The 20,275-nt window shown below is 62.8% G+C and carries 14 protein-coding genes and 1 pseudogene; 6 read left to right on the plus strand and 9 right to left on the minus strand.

Annotated elements, in window-relative coordinates; all coding sequences use genetic code 11:
* Positions 1-1,242 precede the first annotated feature (1,242 nt).
* The gene (locus ACV959_RS15595) at positions 1,243-2,463 is read left to right on the plus strand and encodes a polysaccharide biosynthesis/export family protein (RefSeq protein WP_475737477.1); all 1,221 of its coding nucleotides are present in this window, start codon (positions 1,243-1,245) and stop codon (positions 2,461-2,463) included.
* 128 nt (positions 2,464-2,591) lie between these two features.
* Entirely contained in the window at positions 2,592-3,323 is a 732-nt protein-coding gene (locus ACV959_RS15600) for a class I SAM-dependent methyltransferase (protein ID WP_475737478.1), read from the plus strand.
* 12 nt (positions 3,324-3,335) lie between these two features.
* On the opposite strand, the gene asnB is transcribed toward ACV959_RS15600, so the two are convergent.
* Positions 3,336-5,267: an asparagine synthase (glutamine-hydrolyzing) gene (gene asnB / locus ACV959_RS15605; protein ID WP_475737479.1), complete on the minus strand. Its 1,932-nt coding sequence runs from the start codon at positions 5,265-5,267 to the stop codon at positions 3,336-3,338.
* A 391-nt stretch (positions 5,268-5,658) separates the two neighbouring features.
* Here asnB and ACV959_RS15610 point away from each other — a divergent pair, with 391 nt between their 5' ends.
* The gene (locus ACV959_RS15610; protein ID WP_475737480.1) at positions 5,659-6,957 is read left to right on the plus strand and encodes an O-antigen ligase family protein; all 1,299 of its coding nucleotides are present in this window, start codon (positions 5,659-5,661) and stop codon (positions 6,955-6,957) included.
* A gap of 182 nt (positions 6,958-7,139) precedes the next feature.
* Positions 7,140-8,714 carry a lipopolysaccharide biosynthesis protein gene (locus tag ACV959_RS15615; protein ID WP_475737481.1) on the plus strand — a complete coding sequence of 525 codons (1,575 nt, stop codon included), beginning with the start codon at positions 7,140-7,142 and terminating at the stop codon, positions 8,712-8,714.
* A gap of 247 nt (positions 8,715-8,961) precedes the next feature.
* Here the strand turns inward: ACV959_RS15615 and ACV959_RS15620 are convergent, their stop codons facing one another.
* From ACV959_RS15620 to ACV959_RS15650, 7 genes and pseudogenes are all read right to left on the minus strand, one after another.
* Complete coding sequence (locus ACV959_RS15620; protein WP_475737482.1) at positions 8,962-9,297, minus strand: c-type cytochrome; 336 nt, start codon at positions 9,295-9,297, stop codon at positions 8,962-8,964.
* 20 nt (positions 9,298-9,317) lie between these two features.
* Positions 9,318-10,196 (minus strand): quinoprotein dehydrogenase-associated putative ABC transporter substrate-binding protein, encoded by an 879-nt coding sequence (locus tag ACV959_RS15625; protein WP_475737483.1) that lies wholly within the window; start codon positions 10,194-10,196, stop codon positions 9,318-9,320.
* A 48-nt stretch (positions 10,197-10,244) separates the two neighbouring features.
* Entirely contained in the window at positions 10,245-12,176 is a 1,932-nt protein-coding gene (locus ACV959_RS15630; RefSeq protein WP_475737484.1) for a PQQ-dependent dehydrogenase, methanol/ethanol family, read from the minus strand.
* A gap of 206 nt (positions 12,177-12,382) precedes the next feature.
* Positions 12,383-13,633: an amidohydrolase family protein gene (locus ACV959_RS15635; RefSeq protein ID WP_475737485.1), complete on the minus strand. Its 1,251-nt coding sequence runs from the start codon at positions 13,631-13,633 to the stop codon at positions 12,383-12,385.
* Between the two features lie 154 nt (positions 13,634-13,787).
* The gene (locus ACV959_RS15640; RefSeq protein WP_475737486.1) at positions 13,788-14,189 is read right to left on the minus strand and encodes a hypothetical protein; all 402 of its coding nucleotides are present in this window, start codon (positions 14,187-14,189) and stop codon (positions 13,788-13,790) included.
* 279 nt (positions 14,190-14,468) lie between these two features.
* Positions 14,469-15,122: an acetate--CoA ligase family protein gene (locus tag ACV959_RS15645; protein WP_475739692.1), complete on the minus strand. Its 654-nt coding sequence runs from the start codon at positions 15,120-15,122 to the stop codon at positions 14,469-14,471.
* Positions 15,118-15,408, minus strand: a pseudogene (locus tag ACV959_RS15650) (GMC family oxidoreductase N-terminal domain-containing protein); the annotation flags it as partial. The pseudogene ACV959_RS15650 and the gene ACV959_RS15645, both read right to left, overlap by 5 nt.
* Positions 15,409-15,694: 286 nt before the next feature.
* Between ACV959_RS15650 and ACV959_RS15655 the strand changes: the two are divergent.
* On the plus strand, positions 15,695-17,746 hold the full coding sequence (locus tag ACV959_RS15655) for a M3 family metallopeptidase (protein WP_475737487.1): 2,052 nt from the start codon (positions 15,695-15,697) through the stop codon (positions 17,744-17,746).
* Positions 17,747-17,761: 15 nt separating this feature from the next.
* Here the strand turns inward: ACV959_RS15655 and ACV959_RS15660 are convergent, their stop codons facing one another.
* Entirely contained in the window at positions 17,762-18,667 is a 906-nt protein-coding gene (locus tag ACV959_RS15660; protein ID WP_475737488.1) for an aspartyl protease family protein, read from the minus strand.
* A gap of 164 nt (positions 18,668-18,831) precedes the next feature.
* Between ACV959_RS15660 and ACV959_RS15665 the strand changes: the two genes are divergently transcribed.
* Positions 18,832-20,151 carry a chloride channel protein gene (locus ACV959_RS15665; RefSeq protein ID WP_475737489.1) on the plus strand — a complete coding sequence of 440 codons (1,320 nt, stop codon included), beginning with the start codon at positions 18,832-18,834 and terminating at the stop codon, positions 20,149-20,151.
* Positions 20,152-20,275: the final 124 nt, after the last annotated feature.

Raw genomic sequence — 20,275 nt, forward strand, 5'->3', positions numbered from 1 at the left:
GAGCGGCTAAGAAGAACGTCGATCAAAATACGACCGAACCGCCGGGCTCCCAGTGACGCAAAACGTACGCGCACCGGCGCGGTCAGACGAACTGCATTCGCCTTACCCATATACCTGCCCCCCATAACGCCACTCAGAAATGTCGAACGACGCGCGACTCGTCACGTCACGCCTGAAGAACAATGCCTCTGCTGCAGGTTTTGTTCCATTTGAATCAAAATAAAATTCGAAACTGAACTATTGTTAAGTCGAAGTTCCGAGGAACAGGCTACGTCTTAACCATTTCTAACAACTATAGCTGCACCATTCAGCTCGAACTATGCCCGCGCATTGAACAGATAATTTACATAGAGCAATAGCTTTATCTTGGCATTATCGCCTTCGTCTTCGATTAAAGACGCTGGAACCTGACCTTGAAAAACAAACCTGAAGCTTAGCACCCGGCGCAAGCGCGACGATAACGAAGCCGCGCGCCACATCTCGCCGCGCCCCGACGCCGCGAGCGGTCGAAGCAAACGGTCGCACTTCTTCAGCCGGAGAGAGCGCTCAATATCTAACGGACAAGCCTTTGCCGCATTTCCGCGCGGGGCCGGAGCCGTTTTCCTCGGCGTAGCCCGCACAAACCGGATGCCGTTTTTGCCGCCAGGGAGCCGACGGATAAGCGTAACCGTAAGGATATGGAAGCCCCCAGAAGGGTCCGACAATCTGCTCCGCCTTTGCTTCCGCGGTTGCAAGAGCGGCCGCAGCGGCAAGCAGCCAAAGCATCGTCAAGGGTTTGCCAATTCCGCTCGTCACGCGCATGAGCGCCTCCACTCCGCCGGATCACTAAAGTCACGGATGATGTCCAAGCGATGCGCGCGGTCAAGCGATTTCGCCAATTTCCGGCCCATAGTCAAGCTCACGTTGCGCAATCCGAAATAATTCGAGGCCGCGTTTAAATGGATAAGCTTGCGCTGGTCGTTTCTTTCCGAGAACTTGAAGGTTTGAGCAACATTTTATTGCTATGCATCACAGCGATCGAGACGCTCGGATTCGAACAATGGTTGACGGTTCGCCGGCCGACATGCTTCATGCGCCTGCGTGTTCTGCAGCGTGGGGGGTTCAGGGTCAAACAGCCAGGTTTTGGCTGTCATGCGCCGCGATGCAAAAGACGCTTGCGCGGGGTTCACTCGACACGGGTTTGAAGGGTATGACGGACCAAACTTTGTTGGACGAGATGATTCGAACTTCCAAGGTGCGCCAATGAGTTTCCATATCCGATCTTGGCCGCGCCCGGCGCTGAAGCGAGGGTCGAAGAGACTTCTCGGCTCGGCGGCTCTCGTCTGCCTGTCGCAGCAGCTCGCCGCCTGTCTGCCATCGACCGGGCCTGACCCGGTGGAAATTCGTTCGGAGGGGAGCGACTCGCTTCGCTTCCGCTACGCCGTAGTTCCGCTGACGCAACAAACGGTCGATATTCTGGCGGCGAACGAACCGCCGGGTCTCGCCGGAACGTTCAAGGATCGCAAACCGCCGTCGATCATTCGCTTCGGCGTCGGCGACACGGTGAACGTCACGATATTCGAATCCGCCGCCGGCGGCCTGTTCATCCCGGCGGAAGCCGGCATCCGCCCCGGCAACTTCGTGGCGCTGCCGGAGCAGGTTATCGACAACGAAGGCAACATCACCATTCCCTACGCGGGAACGGTGAAGGCGGCCGGCCGCACGAATGTCGAGGTTCAGAACTCGATCATCAAAAAGATCGCCGACCGCGCCATCGAACCCCAGGTCATCGTGGCTTTGGCGCAGCAGCGTTCCAATCTGGTTTCGGTGCTCGGCGAGGTAAATACGCCGGTGCGCTTCCCCGCGCCTTTCGCCGGCGCGCGCGACCGCATCACCGACGCCCTGACGCGCGCCGGCGGCATCAAATCGCCCGGCTACGAAACCTGGGTGACGCTCGAACGCGACAAGCGGCGCGCCACGGTTCCGTTCGAAAATCTCATTTCCTATCCGTCCAACAACATTTTTCTGCAACCCGGCGATCAGATCTACGTCTACCGCGAACCGCAGAAGTTCATCGCCTTCGGCGCGGCGGGGGAACAGGGCGTCTTCAATTTCGACGCCTGGCGCATCAATCTCGCCGAGGCCGTCGGCAAGGCGAAGGGATTGGTGGATATTCAGGCCGACCCGACGTCGGTCTTCCTTTATCGCCGCGAGCCGCGCAAAGTCGCCGAAGCGCTCGGCGTCGACATGTCCCGTTTTCCATCGGATCCGCTCGTGCCGATCATCTTTTCCGTGAATTTCGCGGACCCCGGCGGCTATTTTCTCGCGACCAATGTCCATATGCGCAATCAGGATGTCATTTTCATCGCGAACGCGGTATCGGTCGAAGTCACGAAATTCATGACGCTTCTGAACGCGAGCGTTCAGCCTGCGGCCAATGCGGGCCTCGCGACCTTTTACTTCGGCGGCGCGCGGGCTCCGTAGCGCTCATGCGGCTTCGCCCGCGCTCGACCGGAAATCGGGCGCCGACCGATTCTTTGGAAATGCGATAGGTCGATTGGTTTTTTCATGCGACATTTGCGTCGTGCAAGGTAATATGCAGTGGAGTCGGCGTGTTGCGTCCTGAGATCGACCCTTCCGGCCATGGCCACGAAATTTCGGAGATCGAACGTCGCTATGCGAAGCGGCGATCGGCTGGCATGCGCGACCTCTATGATCCCATCCTCCGCTGCAACGCCCTTTGGAAGGCGGAACTATATGTGGAAACGGCCGCCCTCCTTCATTCATGGCTCGGCCAATCGAGGAAGCTCGGCCAATGCGCCATCCTTGAGATCGGGTGCGGCGCGGGCGACAATCTGCTCGACATGATCCGCCTTGGCGCCGAGCCGACGCATTTGTTCGCCAATGAATTATTGCCGGAACGCCTTGCAAGCGCCCGGCGCCGGCTGCCGCAGGGCGTCACGTTCTTCCCGGGCGACGCGCTCGGGGCCGACATTGCCGCCGAATCGATCGACCTTGCGCTTCAGTTCACCGTTTTTTCCTCGATCCTGAACCACCCGACGCGGCGCATGATCGCAGAGCGCATCTGGTCATGGCTGAAGCCTGGCGGCGCCATGCTGTCGTATGATTTCGTTTACGACAATCCCGGCAATCCAGATGTCGCCAAGCTGACGGTCGCCGAACTCCGTGACCTTTTCCCCGGAGGCGTTATCGAGGTCAGACGCGTAACGCTCGCTCCCCCGATCGCACGGCGCGTTGCGCCCATCAGCCCGACCCTGTTTAGCTTTCTCAATCTGTTCCCGTTTCTGAGAAGTCACGCCCTCTGTCTCATTCGCAAGGCGTAGGCGCGTTCTTTCCTATTCGCCGACGACGCGACGCCTCGGCGCCATCGTTTGCGGCGCGAGGAGATCGACTGAGCCTTCGGCGTAATGCCTCGCCCAAGCCTCCAGCATCACGAGCCGCCAGAGCAGTGGGCCGAAATCGCGCCCGTCCGCCGACTGGTGGAGGGTCAACAGACGTTCCGCGCCCGCCGGATTCCAAAGACCAAGGCGATGCGCTTCCGGAGAGAGCAGCCGCTCCCGCGCCATCTCGATCCCCGCGGGCTGTCGAAACCACTGCGCCAGGGGCGTTCCAAAGCCCTTTTTGACGGCGCCGCTGACGCTTGACGGCAGCAGCCGCGACGCGAGCGCTCTCAGCGGCAATTTTCCGGCGCTCGTATTCAGCAGGGCCTTGCGCGGCAGCCGCGCCGCCCATTCGACGAGGCGAAAATCGAGAAGCGGCGAACGAACCTCGATGGAGTGCGCCATCGAGGCGCGATCGACTTTCACGAGAATATCGTCCGGCAGGTAGAGATCGTAATCGAGTTTTTGCTGGCGCGTGACGAGCGGCAACCCCTTGCTGTCGCTCCATCTCCGCCAGATGGGCAGTCCGGCCTGCGTCTCAAGCGCATGAAGCTCCGAAGGCGCAGCCGCCCAGATCGCCGGATCCGCCGGCAGACGGTCGAAGGCCGCCGCAGCGCCATCGTCAGGCAGCGAAAGCTTGAGAAGGCGATGCCGAGTGATCGACATTTCGGGCGCCAGATGCGCGGCCGCCCGGAGCGCTCCGCTGGCGAGGCTGCATGCGCCGATGAGAAGCCGGCTTTTCTGACACTCGATATAGGGACGATAACCCGCGAAAGCTTCGTCGCCGCCGTCGCCGGAGAGAAATACGGTGGCATGTTGCGCCGCCGCCTCGCACAGGTTGAAAGTCGGCAGCGCAGATTGGTCGCCGAAGGGTTCGTCGAAATACCATGCGATCCGGTCGATGTCGTCGAGCCTCGGCGCCTTTTGCAGGATGATCCGATGCTCGAGGCCCGCATGTTCGGCGGAGGCGCGCGCCAGCGCGCTTTCATCCGCGCTTTCCTCGTCGAACCCCACGGTCAACGCGAGCGGCGCGCGCCCGGACGCCTCCGCGGCAAGAGCCGCTACAATTCCGCTGTCGATGCCGCCAGAAAGAAAAATGCCGAGCGGAACGTCGCTTCGAAGCCGAATTCGAACGGCGTCCGCCAGCAGGTCGTGCAGCGTATCCAGCTCGCCGCCACTCAGCGGACGATCGCCTTCTTCCTCTGAAAACGACAGCGTCCAGTAACGAGAAAGTTTCGCGGACTGGGGTTCGTCGAGGGATCCCGTGATCAAATGGCCCGGCGGAAGTTTGGAACAGTCGGAGAAAATACATGTTTCGCTCGGCAGATAGCCGAGCGCCAAATATTGAACCACTGCAACGGGGGCGATCCGCCGCTCCGCGTCTGGCCAGGCGAGCAAACCCTTCAATTCAGAAGCGAAACTCAGGCTGCCCTGCCCGACCTTGTAATAAAGCGGCTTGACGCCGAGACGGTCGCGCGCAAGCAGGAACGTCCGCGCCTGCGTATCGACGAATGCGATCGCGAACATCCCGTTCAACGACGACAGCGCTCCTGCGCCCTCGCGCGCGAGCAGGCGCAACAGAACCTCAGTGTCGGAGGTTCCGTGAAAACGTTCGCCCTGCTCTTCGAGTTGTTTGCGCAACTCCAGATAATTGTAGATCTCGCCGTTAAACGCGATCCAGTATCTGCCGTCGGGACTGCGCATCGGCTGATGACCGTTCGGACTCAAATCGAGAATGCTGAGCCTGCGAAAACCGAGCGCCCATCCTTCTCCCCGCTCGAGCCCGCGGTCGTCTGGACCCCTGTGGCGCATCAGACGATCAATTTTCGCAAAGGCTCCGAGCGATTCATCAATCCCTGAACCGAAACGACCAAAAATGCCGCACATTCGCTGTTCCCCAGCGCAAAGACCAACCAACTACGTCGAAAGCTAACGCCCGAAACAGGGGCTTTGTTCCCTGAGTTCGGCTTCAAGCAAAATTGCGACCAACAACGCTTTATCGCGCGCCGCGAAATAGTTACGCTCATGCTTGAAATTAGCCGTTTTACTTCACGCGCATTGACAGGCCCGCGACCGACACGTACCTGTCTAACGAGTTTCGTGAGCAGCATCACTGCACACAGGCGTCGCTGGTGGAGTATTCGCGGATATGAGCGTAGCTGTCATCGACTCGCTATCGAGACTCCTTCTCGACCGAAAGCCCGCGCCTCGCAGTCTTCTCATTATTGCCGCCGTCGTCATCGCCGGCGCCGGCGCGCTCGCCGCGACGGACGGACCCATGGCGCCATTGCTCTTCATCGGCGCCATATTGGGCGCAGCCGCCGCAGCCTTCTTGCTCACCCGGCCGCTATTGACGCTTTTTATCGGCCTCTTCTTTCGATCGTTGCATTACAGCGACCCTGAAACCGGCATTACTCACGTAATTCAACCAATCGCGAACGGAGCGTTGTTGCTTGCGATATGCGCGTGGCTTCTGAAGGCTCATGCAGATCGCAGCCGTATCGTTTGGAACGACGTCTTCCTGTTCATGGGCGCGTTCATTTTATGGGGCGCGATCAGCCTGTATTGGGCAGGTGATTTCAACGTCGGCTTCGAGAATCTCCGCCGCTACGGCGTCGGCTTGATCTCGATCTTCCTGCTACTTCAGCAGGTGCGCACGCCAGAAACGCTGGACGCATTCATGCGCCTGTTGTCCGCTCTCGGATGGGTGCTGGCAATTCTCGGCTTGCACGCCGTCTTCTTCACGGATTTCCAGTTTGGAGAGCGATTGAAAGTCCCGGGCTTCAATGAAAATGAAGTCGGCTCCATGTTGATATTGTTTTTGCCAGGCCCGCTTTGGCCGGCCATGAGAAGCGTTGGAAAGGACAGAGCCGTCTCCATCGCCTTCGGCGTTCTTTACGTCGTGCTTGTCTCCATCCTGATCCTCCTCAGCGGTTCCCGCGGGAGCACGCTCGCTCTCGTGCTCACGCTGACAGCCTTGTGTCTATGGAAGCCGCTTCGTTTCTGGGGCGCGGTAGGCGGGGGCGCCGCCCTCGTCATCCTGTTGACGAGCGCGCCCTTCCTGCTCGACTCGCTCAGCAAGCGTTTCGAAGACGAAGGAAATGAACTTGGCAAGCGCGACGTCCTTTGGGACGGGAGCATTCGGCTCATAGAAGATTATCCGTTGACAGGCGTCGGAATCGGAAACGGCGCTCTGGAGTTGCCGCACTACGCCGGCATCACGCTCATCAACCGCTCCGACATGCCGCCTCACAATATCCTGTTCGAAGTAACCATCGAAACGGGAATCATCGGCCTTATTCTTTACGCTTCGTTCTTCGCTTCCGCCTACTTTCAGTTTCTTGCTACGCGGCGGCTCATGCAGAGAGAGGATTCAGGCGGCTTTCTTTTGCCCCCTGGCTATTTCCCGAGCGTCATAGCTGTCTCGCTTGGTTTCGCTATGGCCCTGCTGAAAGACGGCGGCGCAAATAATCCGGGCGTCTCCCTGATGATTTTCATGCTGATCATGCCCACGAACTTCACTCAGGCGTTCGCGAAGAAACCACATCAGAACACCCCGTCCACGCAATCCGCGTGATTGCGACGAAAATGAAATGCAGCCTACCGGCTGTCCCGTGCGTCCACGCCTGACAAGTAAAGCGGAGAACCGGCTTCGCTTCTCGGCGAATGACGATAGCGGTTAGCAGAGTATCGCCGAAACAAAATGCAGAGTCTTCGCCATTGCGGCGCTGTCGCGCCAATCGCGCCACGTGATCCACGATGAATACGACAAACCGTTCCCTGACCGTCGGCAGTCATGTCAATGAAGCGCGCCGGCGCTTCATCGTCAATGTCGTTTCGCAAGTTGGCTTCCTCGGCGTCAACACGGCGATCATGCTGTGGTACATTCCGTTTCTGATCGGGCATCTCGGGGTGGCGGCCTATGGCATGGCCTCGCTCGCTAATTCGCTGGTCGCTTATTCCGTGATCATTTCCATGGGCGTCGAGGTCACCGTCAATCGCTTTCTGGCGATCGACATCAACAGCCGCGACGATACGGCCGCCAACCGGACTTTCAACGCCGCTCTAGCCTTATCGCTCTCGGCTTGCGCGATGCTGCTGCCGCCTGCGATTCTCGTCGCCTATTTTTTTCCCGATCTGTTCAATGTCCCTCCGGGCCTGGAGTTCGAGACGCAGCTTCTCTTCGCGAGCGCATGCGTCGCAACGCTCATAGCGATCGTCAGCGGAAATTTCGGCGTCTCGGCCATCATCATGCATCGTTTCGATCTACGAAACGCGGTTCGATTGCTTGGCTCGATTGTCCGCGTCGGTTGCGTCGTGATCAGCTTCCTCTTCTGGGATCCCAGCCTATGGCAGGTTTCCGCTGGCCTCGTTCTCGCCGCTGCGGTAGGCTTCTCGGGAGACGTTCTCGTGTGGCGGCGATTAACGCCGCAACTGCACATACAACCCCGGAATTTCGACTCTCACCAGTTCCGCAGTCTCTTTACGCTTGGCGGGTGGGAAACAGTAAACCAGTTTGGCTTTCTTCTGCTGACGCAGGTGAATCTCGTCATCGTCAACGCCATCTTCGGCGCCGAGATGACAGGACGCTATGGCGCGCTCATGCCGTTCACCAGCCTGATCTCCACGATGACCGCGGCGGTCAGCGAAGTGGCGAGGCCGGCGATCCTCGCATGCTACGCCGCTGGGGACGTCGCCGGGATTCGGAAGATCGCCGTTCATTCCACAAAGCTTCTCGGAGTCGGCCTCGCTCTGCCTATCGGCCTGCTTTGCGGATTCGGGGCTCCCCTCCTGACGCTTTGGCTCGGGAAAGACTTCGCGGGTCTCGATGTGCTGTTGGCTATTCTCGCCGGGCACCTCACGCTCAATTCAGGCATCCTGCCGCTGATCTACGTGATTACAGCCTACAATCGCGTGAAGGCCGAAGCGCTCGTCACACTGTTTCTCGGATGCGCCAGCATATTGCTTGCTGTTGCGTTTGCCCATTGGACGAATTGGGGCGCTTCCGGCGTCGCCGCCGCAACCGCAATCATGTGGACCATCCGCAACGTCGGCGTGTTGACGAGCTACAGCGCCGTTTTGATGGGGATGCGGTGGTGGGCGCTTTACGGCCCTCTCGCGATTGGCGCGGTTGCGACGGCGTCAGTCGGCCTCGTCGCCAAATACGTCTCCGAGTTTTGGTGGCCGGAGAGTTGGCTTGCTTTGTTCACATGGTCGAGCGCGATCGCTCTCGTTTACGTTCCGGTCGCATACGCCGTCCTTCTGGACAAGGCCGATCGCGAGTTATTGAAGAGTTTCCTTAGAAGCCGCCGTCCCGCAAACAAAAAAGAATAGAGTTTCCTCAAGGAAATGTGGATTTTTTGAGAGATCGCATTCTTTTGGATCCCCGAGACGCGCATTGCGCGACCAATGGGTGGTCGGCTTGACGGGGGCCGACCATGATCGAGGCCTGGAAGACCAATAATGAATTGGCGGTTCGCCTCCTTTAGGAGCGCTCTTTGACGGAAGACGGGGGCGCTGGGCGTGCGCCCTATCCATGAAGACGTATTGGCGTTACCGATCGCGACGCGATCGCACCGCCTCAGCGCCGCCACCAATCGAACCATTTGGGCTCCCTGGCCGTCCCGATCACCGCAAGATAGGCGGCGATATTCGCGGCATCCGTATTCGTTGCAATACCCGAATAGGATCGCATCCCCCCGCTGACAGAGCTCCCCGACAACGCCGCAAGAACGCCGTAATAGTCGGCGGTTCGCACACTCGGTCCCATGCCGCCCTGGGCGCGACTGCCGTGGCATCCGTAACAGTTGAGTCTCAGCCAGGCTTTGCGGCCATCGATGATCTGATCGGCATGCGCGAGACTCGCCAGGCTGCCGGACGCCAGAGCGAGCACGAAAAGGAAGCGCCGTTTACGCATCGTTCGGATCCTTCTCACTGTCATTGAGCTTTCGGGGCGACGGCCGCGGCGTTCGCCCCAGGCGCGGCGGGCGCCTCGACCAGGGGAACGCCGGCGTCGCGGAGAACAGCGCCGATTTTCTCCGCATTTCGGTCGAGGGCCTTCTGCAGCTTGTCGCCAAGGGCGGCGTCATTCTTGCGAACGCCGATCGACATGGGGTAAACGAAAACGAGCTCCGGCGACTGCGGGTCCGCCATGATCGGGGTGATCGCGAGACGGGCGCCGTGTCGCTTTCCGAAATACCCCGCGAACGGTCCCCATACGAATGCGATGTCGATGCGACCGTCGGCCACCGCCTCGACAATGTCGCCTTGAGGATTCGTCTCGCCATCCTCGGCCCACATGGGAAAGGCCGTGATATGTTCGGTGAGGCCCCGTCGCGCGACGGCCGCCGCCGGCGGGGTCGTGATCCCTTCGTTGCCGACCAGTTGCAGTCCAATGCGCGCGTCCTTGAGCCAGGGGTCGTCGAAGGACGAGAAGCGTCTCTCGTCGTCGGCGCGCGTAACCGCGACATAGGTCGAAGTGAAGTAGGGCCGCGTGGCGGCCACGTTGGACAATGCGGCCGGGACACTGAGAACGGCGTCGCACAGGCCCGCGTTGAGCGAATTGCGCAAGAAGTTCTTGTGTTCGGCAAACCAGAAATATCGCAGGTTCAATCCGAGGTCCGCCGCGAGTATTTTGGCGATCCGGTTTTCGAACCCCTCCTCCGCCTCGTTCGAATAGGGAAGATTCGCCGGATCGGCGCAGACCGTGAGAGTGGGCTCTGTAACCTCCTCCGCCGCCGACTTCCCCGCCGTCCCGAGAGCGAGCGCGATGACGGCGAGCGTTCGCAGGCTTCGTGAAGGAACTGATCCACGCATCGCCGCATCCTTTTCGACGAAATTTCCTGCGAGCGGCCGCCTCGCTCGTCAGGGCAGCTTGAAGACGTGAACATAGCCGCTCGTCGGCGCGGCGGCGGGCGCAGCTTCAGACTGAGGAATTTCGTTTGCGCCACGATCCACCGACGCGCTGGCCAGCGCCGGACTTCCGCTAGCGAAGGTGGTTCCCGCTGGGCAGGGCCCGCCGACAAATGCGCCATTGAGCCAGCCTAACCCCGTCGTGATCGCCACGCGCTGTCTGCCATCCGGACCCGTAAAAGTGATCGGAGCCGAGGCGATCCCGCATTCGAGTTGCCGGGAGAACAGAAGCCGGCCCGTCCGGGCGTCCCGCGCGATGAATTTCTTGTCGAGGGTTCCGTAGAAAACGACGCCGCCCGCAGTGGCGAGCGCGCCGCCGAAGACAGGGAACGGCTCCTTGATCGTCCACGCCCGCACGCCCCTGACCGGATCATAGGCGACGAATTCGCCCATGTTTCCGCCAGGGCCCGGCGCGACGCCCAGATTGGCGCCGATCATCGGCGTGCCGGCGATATAGACGACCTTGAACGGCTCGTAACTCATGCACATGTTGATCGCGCCGAAATAGAACAGGTTGGTGATCGGCGAAAACGCAGAATACTCCCAGTCCTTCGCGCCGAAGGCCGAGGGACAGATGTTGCTCGTGACGGCGCCCTCGTGCGTGAGTTTGGTCGGAACCACGTCCGGAAGACCGGTCCCAAGATTGATCCCCGTCGCCCAGTTGACGACGCTGAACGGCCGCGCGCTGATCAGCTGGCCGGTCGCCCGGTCGAGCGTATAGACGAAGCCGTTCTTGTCGAAATGAACGATGACCCTGCGAAGGACGCCGCCGATCGTCAGATCGACGACAGTGCTCTCATTGGTCGCGTCGTAATCCCAGTTGTCGTGAGGCGTCAACTGATAGGCCCAGACCGCCTTGCCCGTGTCCGGATTGCGGGCGAAGATCGTCGTCGCCCATTTATTGTCGCCCGGCCGCATGTCCGGATTGAAGGTGCCGGGCTGAGACGTTCCGTAAAAAATGAGGTTCAATGCAGGGTCATAGGTGATCCATGCCCATGAGGTGGCCCCGCCATAGCGCCACATATTCGTGGGCCACGTCGAGACGCCAAGATTTGCGCCCCGGTCTTTTGCGAAATAGGGGCGGAACGTCGAGTCGATCAGAACGGAGGCGTCTGGACCGGTCGAATAGGCCTGCCATACGAGCTGGCCGGTCGTGACGTTCAACGCGCGCACGGAGCCGCGCACGCCCATCTCCGATCCCGAACTGCCGAAAATGACCTTGTCCCGAACGACGATCGGCGCCGTGTTCAAGGTTTCGCCGAGCCATGGATTGGCGACCTTGGTCTTCCATACCTGCGCGCCCGTCCTCGCATTGACCGCGACCACGTTGCCGTCGAGGAGCGTATAGATGATCATGCCGTTGGCGTAGACCGCGCCGCGATTGACGATGTCGCAGCATGTCAGACCGCGCGAGAACCCTGCCGGGCGCGGATCGAAGGTCCATACCGGCCTCGTGGGCGCCCTCAGGTTCAGGGCGATGAGCTTGTTCGGGAACGGCGTGACGACATACATCGTGTTCCCGACGACGAGCGGACTGCCCTGATGGCTGCCCTTCGTTCCCGTCGGGAAAGAAAATTCCTCGACGAGAGTTGCAGCGTTGAGCGGCGTGATTTCGTTGAGACCGCTGAAACGCGTGCCCTGTTGCGTTCCGCCGGCGGTGAACCACCCGGCGCCGGTCTGGGCGTATTCGGGAGCGGCGTAGGAATTGTCGACGTCCCTCGGCTCTGTCGCCGCATCCGGCCCGACGGCTTCCTCCGCCCTGACCGAACCCGTCAAAAGCGCCAGCGCGACGGGGACGAACAGAAGCGGCTTCAAGAGGCGGCTCTCGATCGGCGACGCCAAAACAGGCGATTCTCTGCGGCTCGCGTCGGTCTTCAGTTTCATCGCATCAGTCTCCGAACGCTCGAAATGGACGGCGCGCCGCTCGCCCCGATGGAGGCGAAGCCTTTGCGACGCTGGTTCGTTATTTCTTTTCGGGCGGCCCCTTCCAGAACGCGATATTCGGTCTAGGGCCGCCGCGATGTCATGCGCCGGTTCCTTTTCCGTCCGAAACCGGAGCGGGAACCGGGCTCGCCGTCAAGCGGCGCAGGTCATTGACCCGAGGCGCGCTCGACCACGACCTTCCCGCCGGCGACCACGAGCCGGGGAAACTCCAGCTCTTTGAAATTCACCCGCGGGTCGCTCCCGATCACGATGACGTCGGCCGGCGCGCCGACGACGATCTGGCCGAGTTTCGCTTCCGTCGTTTCCCGGTTCCGAAAGAGCTGCTTGCCCGCATCGCCAGTCGCGGAGGCGAGCGCGAGCGCCATGGCCTGATCCCAGGTGCGGCCGGCGTGCATCCAGGCATGGACGATATGCTGGATCTCCCGCGCGTCTATCCCGTGCGGAATGTCCGGATGTCCAAGGTCCGTCGCATAGAAAAGCTTCAGGCCCATTTCGGTGGCGTGACTCGCATTATGCGCAGCGCCGGTGCAGGAGACGAGCGTGTCCAGCGTGCCGTCGATCGGCAGGCCCCGGTCGGCGGCGCGATGCAACTGATCGTGGCCGACGACGTCGCAGGGCATATGCGCCCATTCGTCCACGCCGGCGTTCAGCGCCCGCGTGATCCCCTCAGTCGTGCCGAGATAGGCGACGACCTTTTTGCCGAGCCGATGCGCCTCTGTGACGATGGCGCGCAGCTCTGCGTCCGTGACGGTCGGCCACGGCGGCGGCGTGGTCGGGGTGTGCTGGCTCCAGGGCGCGCCAATTTCGCCGCCGCGCTCAAGGGAGACGGCGATCACTTTCGCGCCTCGGCCGACAAGCTCGCGAACCTTCGCGACCGCAGCGGCGACGCCGCTCACCGCGACGCCGGAGTCCGGGGAGAAAACCGTCAGGGGATAACCGCCCGGCGACGTGATGATCGGACCGGACAGGATCTGACGCAGCTGGAACGGCTTGTCGAGAACGACCGGCGTCACCGGTCCGCCAAGATCGCGCGCCGTGGTCACCCCATGCTCCAGCATGCGCAAAACAGGCGCCCGATTGACGAGGTGATGGGTGTGCATGTCGATGAAGCCGGGCATGATCGTGCCGCCCGGAACGTTCACGACCCGGGCGCCCGCCGGCGCAGGGATCGCGCCCGCCGCGCCAACCGCGGCGATCCTGCCGTTCTGAATGAGGACGGCTTTACCCACGCCAGAGACGAAATTCGCGCCGTCGAACAGGCGGTCCGCGGTGATCAACACCGAGGAATTCGAAATCGTCTCCGCGACGGCCGCCGACGGGATGGCGAGACCGATCGCCGCGGCGGCGGCGAGCGCGGTGGTCGCGATCAAGGCTGCGAGATTGGTTTTTTTGGACATGACTCTCCCTCGATATAAATCCGTTCGGCCCCCGAGCCGAAGCAGACTCGTGACGCCCGAAGGTTCATTCGTTTCAGTGTTCTGGAATTTGCTGGCGTAACGCCCGCGAGCTTCGGCGCGTGGATGCGCGCGAGAACTCCTCGTTCGGATTTATTTACGCAAACGGGGGCGCCTGCGCGGACCAGCTGCTGCCCCATCCCTCATGACGACGGGGAAGATCGCCCGGACTATGATAATGAAAGACCGAGTCCGCCTCGGGGATGACGATGTCGAAAACAGCCGCCAGCGACAAAATCGCAAGGAGCGCGTCGTCATGGGCGTTCCCGGAACATGCCGTACAGCAATCTGACGGATCGTGATGAGCGGGGGAAGGCGTCTCATGGCCCGATCGCGCCAAGCACACGCCGCCGCGATGCTCGGCGGAAGCGACGCCATAGAAGGCATCGGCATACGCGGATGGCGCCAGAACCTTGGACAGGCCCAAAAGCTGGACGACAAAAAGCGACGCGAGGACCGCGCGGAACATGATCCGGGTCAGCGTCATGCCCTTTGTCACTGCCATTCCCAAGATTGCCACTGGCTTTCGAAATAACCTTACCAGCCGTGCAAGCGTCTGAAACCTGAAAGCCGGTTCAGACCTTTAACGACCTACCATACAAAGAACAGGAATTGGACGCAATTGTCCGTCTCCATTCGAGTGGATTAATATTTTCCACAACGGCGCGCCGGCGATCGCGCGGCCGGTCAGCAGAAACTGGGCCACTATCGATCCGACAGCGTAGTTAGGACATGACGCGGCTCTTCGCGAGGCGGTCGCGGGGCGCAGGCCCGCCGCTCACGCCGCTGCAGCGACGCACATGCGAACGTCGACCACGGCGAAAGCAGCGCCATCTGCAATGACGTGATTGATGTCCAGTTCCGCGAGCCACTCTGCGGCGGCGAACCATTGCGACAGATCGGCGACGAGACGCGCGAAGGCGTCCATATCCAGCGCCGCTCCGCCGCGAAAGCCGCGCAGGAGGCCTCCTCCTTTCAACTCGTCCGACATCGTCCGCGCCTCCTTCGCGTCGAACGGCGCGAGACGCAGCGAAACGCCGTGAAGCGCCTCGATCCGGACGCCGCCGCGACCGCAAATCGCCACGGGGCCGAAGGAGGGATCGCGACGCGCGCCGACGACGAGTTCGAGCCCCTGATCGGCTTGGCGCTGCGCGAGCGCCGGCCCCGGTCCGAGACGGTCGCCAAAACCTTCAAAAGCGTCGACGACCGCCGCGCGGTCGCGCAGTCCAAGGCGGATGGCGTCCGGCTCGCTCTTGTGCAGATGACCCGCGCGCTCCGTTTTGTGAACGACCGGAAAGCCAAGCGCCGCCGCCTTGTCGGCGGCTTCGTCGCCATTTCTCGCGATTTCGAAAGTCACGAACGGAAAGCCTGCCTCGCGAGGCGCTGCAAACGCACTCGCGTCGCAGGCGCGTGTTCGGGTGATCCTGCAAATTCTTGCCGACGCCGGGCAAGGAGATGCGCGCCTCGACGCCGCGGCCTTCGAGTTCCGCCCGCGCGCCGACGCCCGACAGCATGAAAAGCTGCGGCGAACGTAATGCGCCGCCGGAGAGGGAGAGAATGACCTCGCCATCCGCCCATGCCGTGTCGGAGCGTCGCAGCCGCAAATACTCCACGCCGACGGCGCGCGCGCCTTCGATAATCAGCTTGGTCGCACGGGCATGACCGACAAGCGTCAAGTTGGGGCGGCGGCGCGCGGGCGCGAGGAAAGCGTCGGCCGCGCTGCAACACGCGCCGAATCCTCTCGTGGAGCGCTATTTCGCAGCCGGGCGTGAAATCGGTCGTTCGTTCAATCCGTGCTTCAATGGCGAGACGCAGGAGGGATGCGGACTGATTCAGGCGACGCGCCGCGCGGTCTTCCCGGCTTTGCGCGATCGCGCGGCGCGTGGGCGCGCTTTCGCTTGCGCTACCGGCTGCGAGAAATGCTATCTTCAGCGCAAGGAGCGTCGGCGGGATGTCGAAAGCCATGCCCCCGCGCGCAAACGCCCTGTCTCTGCAAGGAAACGCATGTCCAACCCGCTGCTGACGCCCTCGACCGCCCCCTTCGGGCTCCCGCCCTTCGACGAGATCCGAAGCGAACACTTTCGCCCCGCCTTCGAGGAAGCGTTATCGCGCCACAAGGCGGAGATCGACGCCATCGCCGCAAATCCGGCGGCGCCGGATTTCGAGACTGTCATCGGCGCGCTCGAACGCGCGGGGCGTCTCCTCACAGACGTCGGCTCGGTCTTCTGGAATCTCGCGGCGACGGACGCGAGTCCAGAGCTTCAGGAAATTGAGCGCGACATGGCGGGCAGGCTGTCGCGTCATGCGAGCGAGATCTCGATGAACACGGCGCTCTTCCAGCGGGTGGAAGCGCTTTACCGCGCGCGCGAGACGCTCGACCTGACGCCGGAACAGCGCCGCGTTTTAGAGCTGACCTACAAGAATTTCATTCGCGCCGGCGCGAAACTGAACGACGCGGACAAGGCGCGCCTAAAGTCGATCATGGAGAGGCTCGCGGCGCTTTCCACCCGATTTTCACAAAACGTCCTCGCGGACGAAGCCTCCTGGCTGCTGCTAATCGACGAGGGCGACCTCGACGGCCTCTCCGCTGACTTCCGCTCGGCGGCGGCGCGCATCGCCGCCGAGCGGGGCGCGCCGGGCCGATACGCCGTGACGCTTGCGCGATCGAGCGCAGAGACCTTCCTGCAAACCTCGACGCGCCGCGACCTGCGCGAAATCGTGTTTCGCGCCTGGGCGAGCCGGGGCGAAAACGGCGGCGAGAACGACAACAGGGCGATCATCCGGGAAATTCTGGAACTGCGCGAGGAGCGCGCCCGGCTGCTCGGCTTTCCGAGCTTCGCCGAGTTCAAGCTCGACGACACGATGGCGAAGACTCCGGCCGCGGTCCGCGAACTGCTGGACCGCGTCTGGGCGCCCGCGCTGGCGCGCGCCTCGGAGGAGCGCGAACTTATCCAGGCGCTTGTTGAAAGAGACGGCGCGAATTTCAACGTCGCGGCGCACGACTGGCGCTTCTATGCGGAGCGCGTGAGAAAGGAGCGCTACGATCTCGATCAGGCCGCGCTGCGGCCCTACTTCCAGCTCGACAACATGATCGCGGCCGCCTTTCATGTCGCGGAGAAGCTGTTCGGTCTGCGTTTCGTCGAGCGGCGGGGGCTGAAGCTCTATCACAAGGATGTGCGCGCCTTCGAGGTTCTCGACCGGAACGGCGGACATGTCGCTCTGTTTCTCGGCGATTATTTTGCGCGGCCGTCGAAGCGCAGCGGCGCCTGGATGTCGGACTTTCGCGCCCAGCACAAGCTCGATGGCGAGGTTCGGCCGATCATCGTCAATGTCATGAATTTCACCAAGGGCGCGGACGGCGCGCCGACGCTGCTCAGCCTCGACGACGCGCGCACGCTCTTCCACGAATTCGGCCACGCCTTGCACGGCATGCTGTCGGACGTGACCTATCCGCTCGTTGCGGGCACAAATGTCGCCCGCGATTTCGTCGAGCTTCCCTCGCAGCTTTACGAACATTGGCTGCTCGAGCCGTCGGTTCTCAAGCAGTTCGCGCGGCACGCCGAAACGGGCGAGCCGATGCCCGACGACGTTCTCGCGCGCATCCTCGCTTCCCGGCATTTCAATCAGGGATTTGCGACGGTGGAGTTCTGCGCCTCGGCCTATGTCGATCTCGACATTCATCATCGCGCCGCCGCGCCCGATTTCGACGCGGCGGCCTTCGAACGGGACAGCCTCGAACGGATTGCGATGCCGCAGGAGATCGTCATGCGGCATCGCCTCTCCCACTTCAGCCATATCTTCTCGGGCGACGGCTATTCCGCAGGCTATTACAGCTATCTCTGGGCCGAGACGCTCGACGCCGACGCCTTCGAAGCGTTCAAGGAGACCGGCGATCCTTTCGCGCCCGACGTCGCGCGGAAATTGCGCGACCACATCTATGCCGCGGGCGGCAAGCGGGACGCGGCGGAAGCCTATGTGGCGTTCCGCGGCCGCATGCCGACGGTCGAGCCGCTCCTGCGTCAGCGCGGCTTCGCCGCCGCGCCGCATGCAGCGTGACGCCGCCGCGCGGATTTACTTCGGTCGGGCGTCCCATGTCGGGGCGTCGGCCGAACGGAAATCCAGATTCCAGTCGAAACGGCTGAGGAAATTGTAACCGAGGATCAGCGGCGCGCGGGGGCCCAGCGCGTCTCTGAGGACGCCAAAGTCGTAAACAAGCGCATAAACGTCGCGCAGGACGCGCCCCTCACCGAGATCGAGCGTCTTGATCTTGTAGACGCTCGACGGAAAACGCCGGCCGCCAGCCTCGCTCGCCTCGTGTCTTCTTTTGACCGGCGCGAACAGATTTTTGTGTTTCTCCACGAACCTTCGGTCGACGGCGCAAATCTCGGCGCCCGTGTCGAAGAGTCCGCTCACCGCGACGCCGCCGAGGCGCAGATCGATACCGACGAGCTTGCGCTCCGGGCCGAGAGGCTGAAACGGCCTCGCGCGGCCGGGCGCGGGCGGATCGCCAAAGAAAGTCATCTGACGGCGCTCGATGTCCAGCGCGAAGCGCGCGCCCTTGAAGAAATCCAGTCCAAGGAGGTCGTCGCCGTCGCTCGCCGCGCAGCGCGAGACCTCATATGTCGCGCGGGCGATATCGTTCCCCAGCGTGGCCTTGATCGCCACATTCCTTGCCAGGACGTCCTCGCAAAGCGTCGCGGCGCCGGACGCGCCCGTCGACAGGCTGCGGCCGACGCTCGGCAGATCCCGGTTCCATGGGGCGAGCGCGATCCGGCTGGTTGAGGCGCCGGTGTCGAGGCGCATCGTTCCCATCACATTCCCGAAACGGACCGGAAGGTAGATGCGCCCGCCGCCGTAATCGCGCGCGGTCGTGGTCACCGTCACGACCGACGCAGCCGGCTCGGCGCGCGCGGAAACGATCGCCATCAAAAGAGCCGAGAGGAGAACGGAGAGGCGTCGAACTGGTCGCATCGGCATGTGTCGTCCCTGCTGGCGCGGTTTTCCTCAACCGCTATGAAGAGACCCGCCCCTCCTGTCCAGATCGCCGGCGCGGCCCGTTCGTCATTTCGGCCAGAGCCATGCTATGCCGTCGTCGTCTCCGCCCGATCAGAAGAGGCGCTTCCGCCGACCGAGTCCGCTGGATGAATTTCAACCCCCAAGTTCCCCAGGCGCGCGCGATGGAGCCGACCGCGGCCGAAGGCGGATTGACGGTTCTCGCGCTTCTCGCCCTCGCGGTCGGCGGAGCGGCAGGGCTCGTCTGCGCGCTTTTCCGGCTCGCGCTCCAGCGCGCCGATGGCTTGCGCGCTTCGGCGATCGGCTGGGCGCACGGCCATTCCGCAACGGGTTTCGTCCTCCTCGTTTCGGGCTGCGCGCTCGCGGCGCTCGCCGCCGCCTGGCTGGTGCGGCGATTTTCGCCCCATGCTTCGGGGAGCGGCATTCCGCACGTCGAAGCCGTTCTGCACGGCGCGGCGTCGCCGGCTCCCTTCATCCTGCTGCCGGTGAAATTCGTCGGCGGGGTCCTGGCGATCGGATCGGGGCTCGCCCTCGGCCGTGAAGGCCCGAGCGTGCAGATGGGGGCGGTCCTCGGGCATCTCTTCGGCGGGGCCTTCCGGCGCGGCTGGCCCGATTGCCGCGTCTTGCTGGCGGCGGGCGCGGGCGCGGGCCTCGCCGCCTCTTTCAACGCGCCGATGGCCGGAGCCGTTTTCGTGCTCGAGGAGCTTGTCCAGCGTTTCGAGCGCCGGATCGCGATCGCCGCGCTGGCGGCCTCCTCCGCCGCGATCGCCGTTGCGCATCTGATGCTCGGCGACGAGCCGGATTTTCGCCTGCCCGCGTTCGCGCCGCCCGCCGCCGCCGTCGGCCCCCTCTTCTTCGTCCTCGGCGCGGCCGCCGGAGCGCTCGCCGTGGCCTACAACAAGGCCGTCCTCGCCGCCCTGGCTGCGGCGGATCGTCTGCGTTTTCTCCCGGTCGAGGCGCGCGCCGGCCTGATCGGGGCCGCGACAGGCGCGCTCGCCTGGTTCGCGCCCGCGGCGGTCGGCGGCGGCGACGGGCTAACCCAGAGCGCCCTTCTTGGTTCGCAGGATCTCTTTTTCCTTCCTTTCCTCTTGTCTCTGAGATTCGGGTTTGGCGCCCTCAGCTATTCCGCAGGGACGCCGGGCGGCCTGTTTGCGCCGCTTCTGACGCTCGGCGCCCAGGCGGGCCTTCTCTTCGGCGCCTTCTGCGGCCTGCTCTTTCCGTTTCTTCCCATTCACCCGCAGGCATTCGCGGCCGTGGGCATGGCGGCGCTTTTCGCTGGCGTCGTGCGCGCGCCGCTCACGGGCCTCGTCCTCGTCACGGAATTGATCGGCGACGCGACGCTGCTCCTGCCGATGCTTGCCGCCTGTTTTACCGCCATGCTGGTTCCGACGCAGCTGCGCAACCCGCCGCTCTACGACTCCCTGCGCGCCCGGCTGCCGGGGCGGTGAGCCCCGCCGGCGCCGGGAACGCCGTTTGGCCGCGGCGGACCCGCCTGTGCGACATTGGCCGCCGGCTGCGCTACGATTAAGGGTGTCGGCGGATCGCCTCTCCCGGCGAAAAGCCCCCTAATAC

It is taken from the genome of Methylocystis sp. Se48 (genome assembly GCF_056269425.1).

Bases quoted from the DNA above. Each gene is read 5' to 3' on its own strand.
- ACV959_RS15595 (WP_475737477.1), top strand. From the start codon at position 1,243: ATGAGTTTCCATATCCGATCTTGGCCGCGCCCGGCGCTGAAGCGAGGG.
- asnB (WP_475737479.1), bottom strand. From the start codon at position 5,267: ATGTGCGGCATTTTTGGTCGTTTCGGTTCAGGGATTGATGAATCGCTC.
- ACV959_RS15610 (WP_475737480.1), top strand. From the start codon at position 5,659: ATGGCGCCATTGCTCTTCATCGGCGCCATATTGGGCGCAGCCGCCGCA.
- ACV959_RS15615 (WP_475737481.1), top strand. From the start codon at position 7,140: ATGAATACGACAAACCGTTCCCTGACCGTCGGCAGTCATGTCAATGAA.
- ACV959_RS15620 (WP_475737482.1), bottom strand. From the start codon at position 9,297: ATGCGTAAACGGCGCTTCCTTTTCGTGCTCGCTCTGGCGTCCGGCAGC.
- ACV959_RS15625 (WP_475737483.1), bottom strand. From the start codon at position 10,196: ATGCGTGGATCAGTTCCTTCACGAAGCCTGCGAACGCTCGCCGTCATC.
- ACV959_RS15630 (WP_475737484.1), bottom strand. From the start codon at position 12,176: ATGAAACTGAAGACCGACGCGAGCCGCAGAGAATCGCCTGTTTTGGCG.
- ACV959_RS15635 (WP_475737485.1), bottom strand. From the start codon at position 13,633: ATGTCCAAAAAAACCAATCTCGCAGCCTTGATCGCGACCACCGCGCTC.
- ACV959_RS15655 (WP_475737487.1), top strand. From the start codon at position 15,695: ATGTCCAACCCGCTGCTGACGCCCTCGACCGCCCCCTTCGGGCTCCCG.
- ACV959_RS15660 (WP_475737488.1), bottom strand. From the start codon at position 18,667: ATGCCGATGCGACCAGTTCGACGCCTCTCCGTTCTCCTCTCGGCTCTT.
- ACV959_RS15665 (WP_475737489.1), top strand. From the start codon at position 18,832: ATGAATTTCAACCCCCAAGTTCCCCAGGCGCGCGCGATGGAGCCGACC.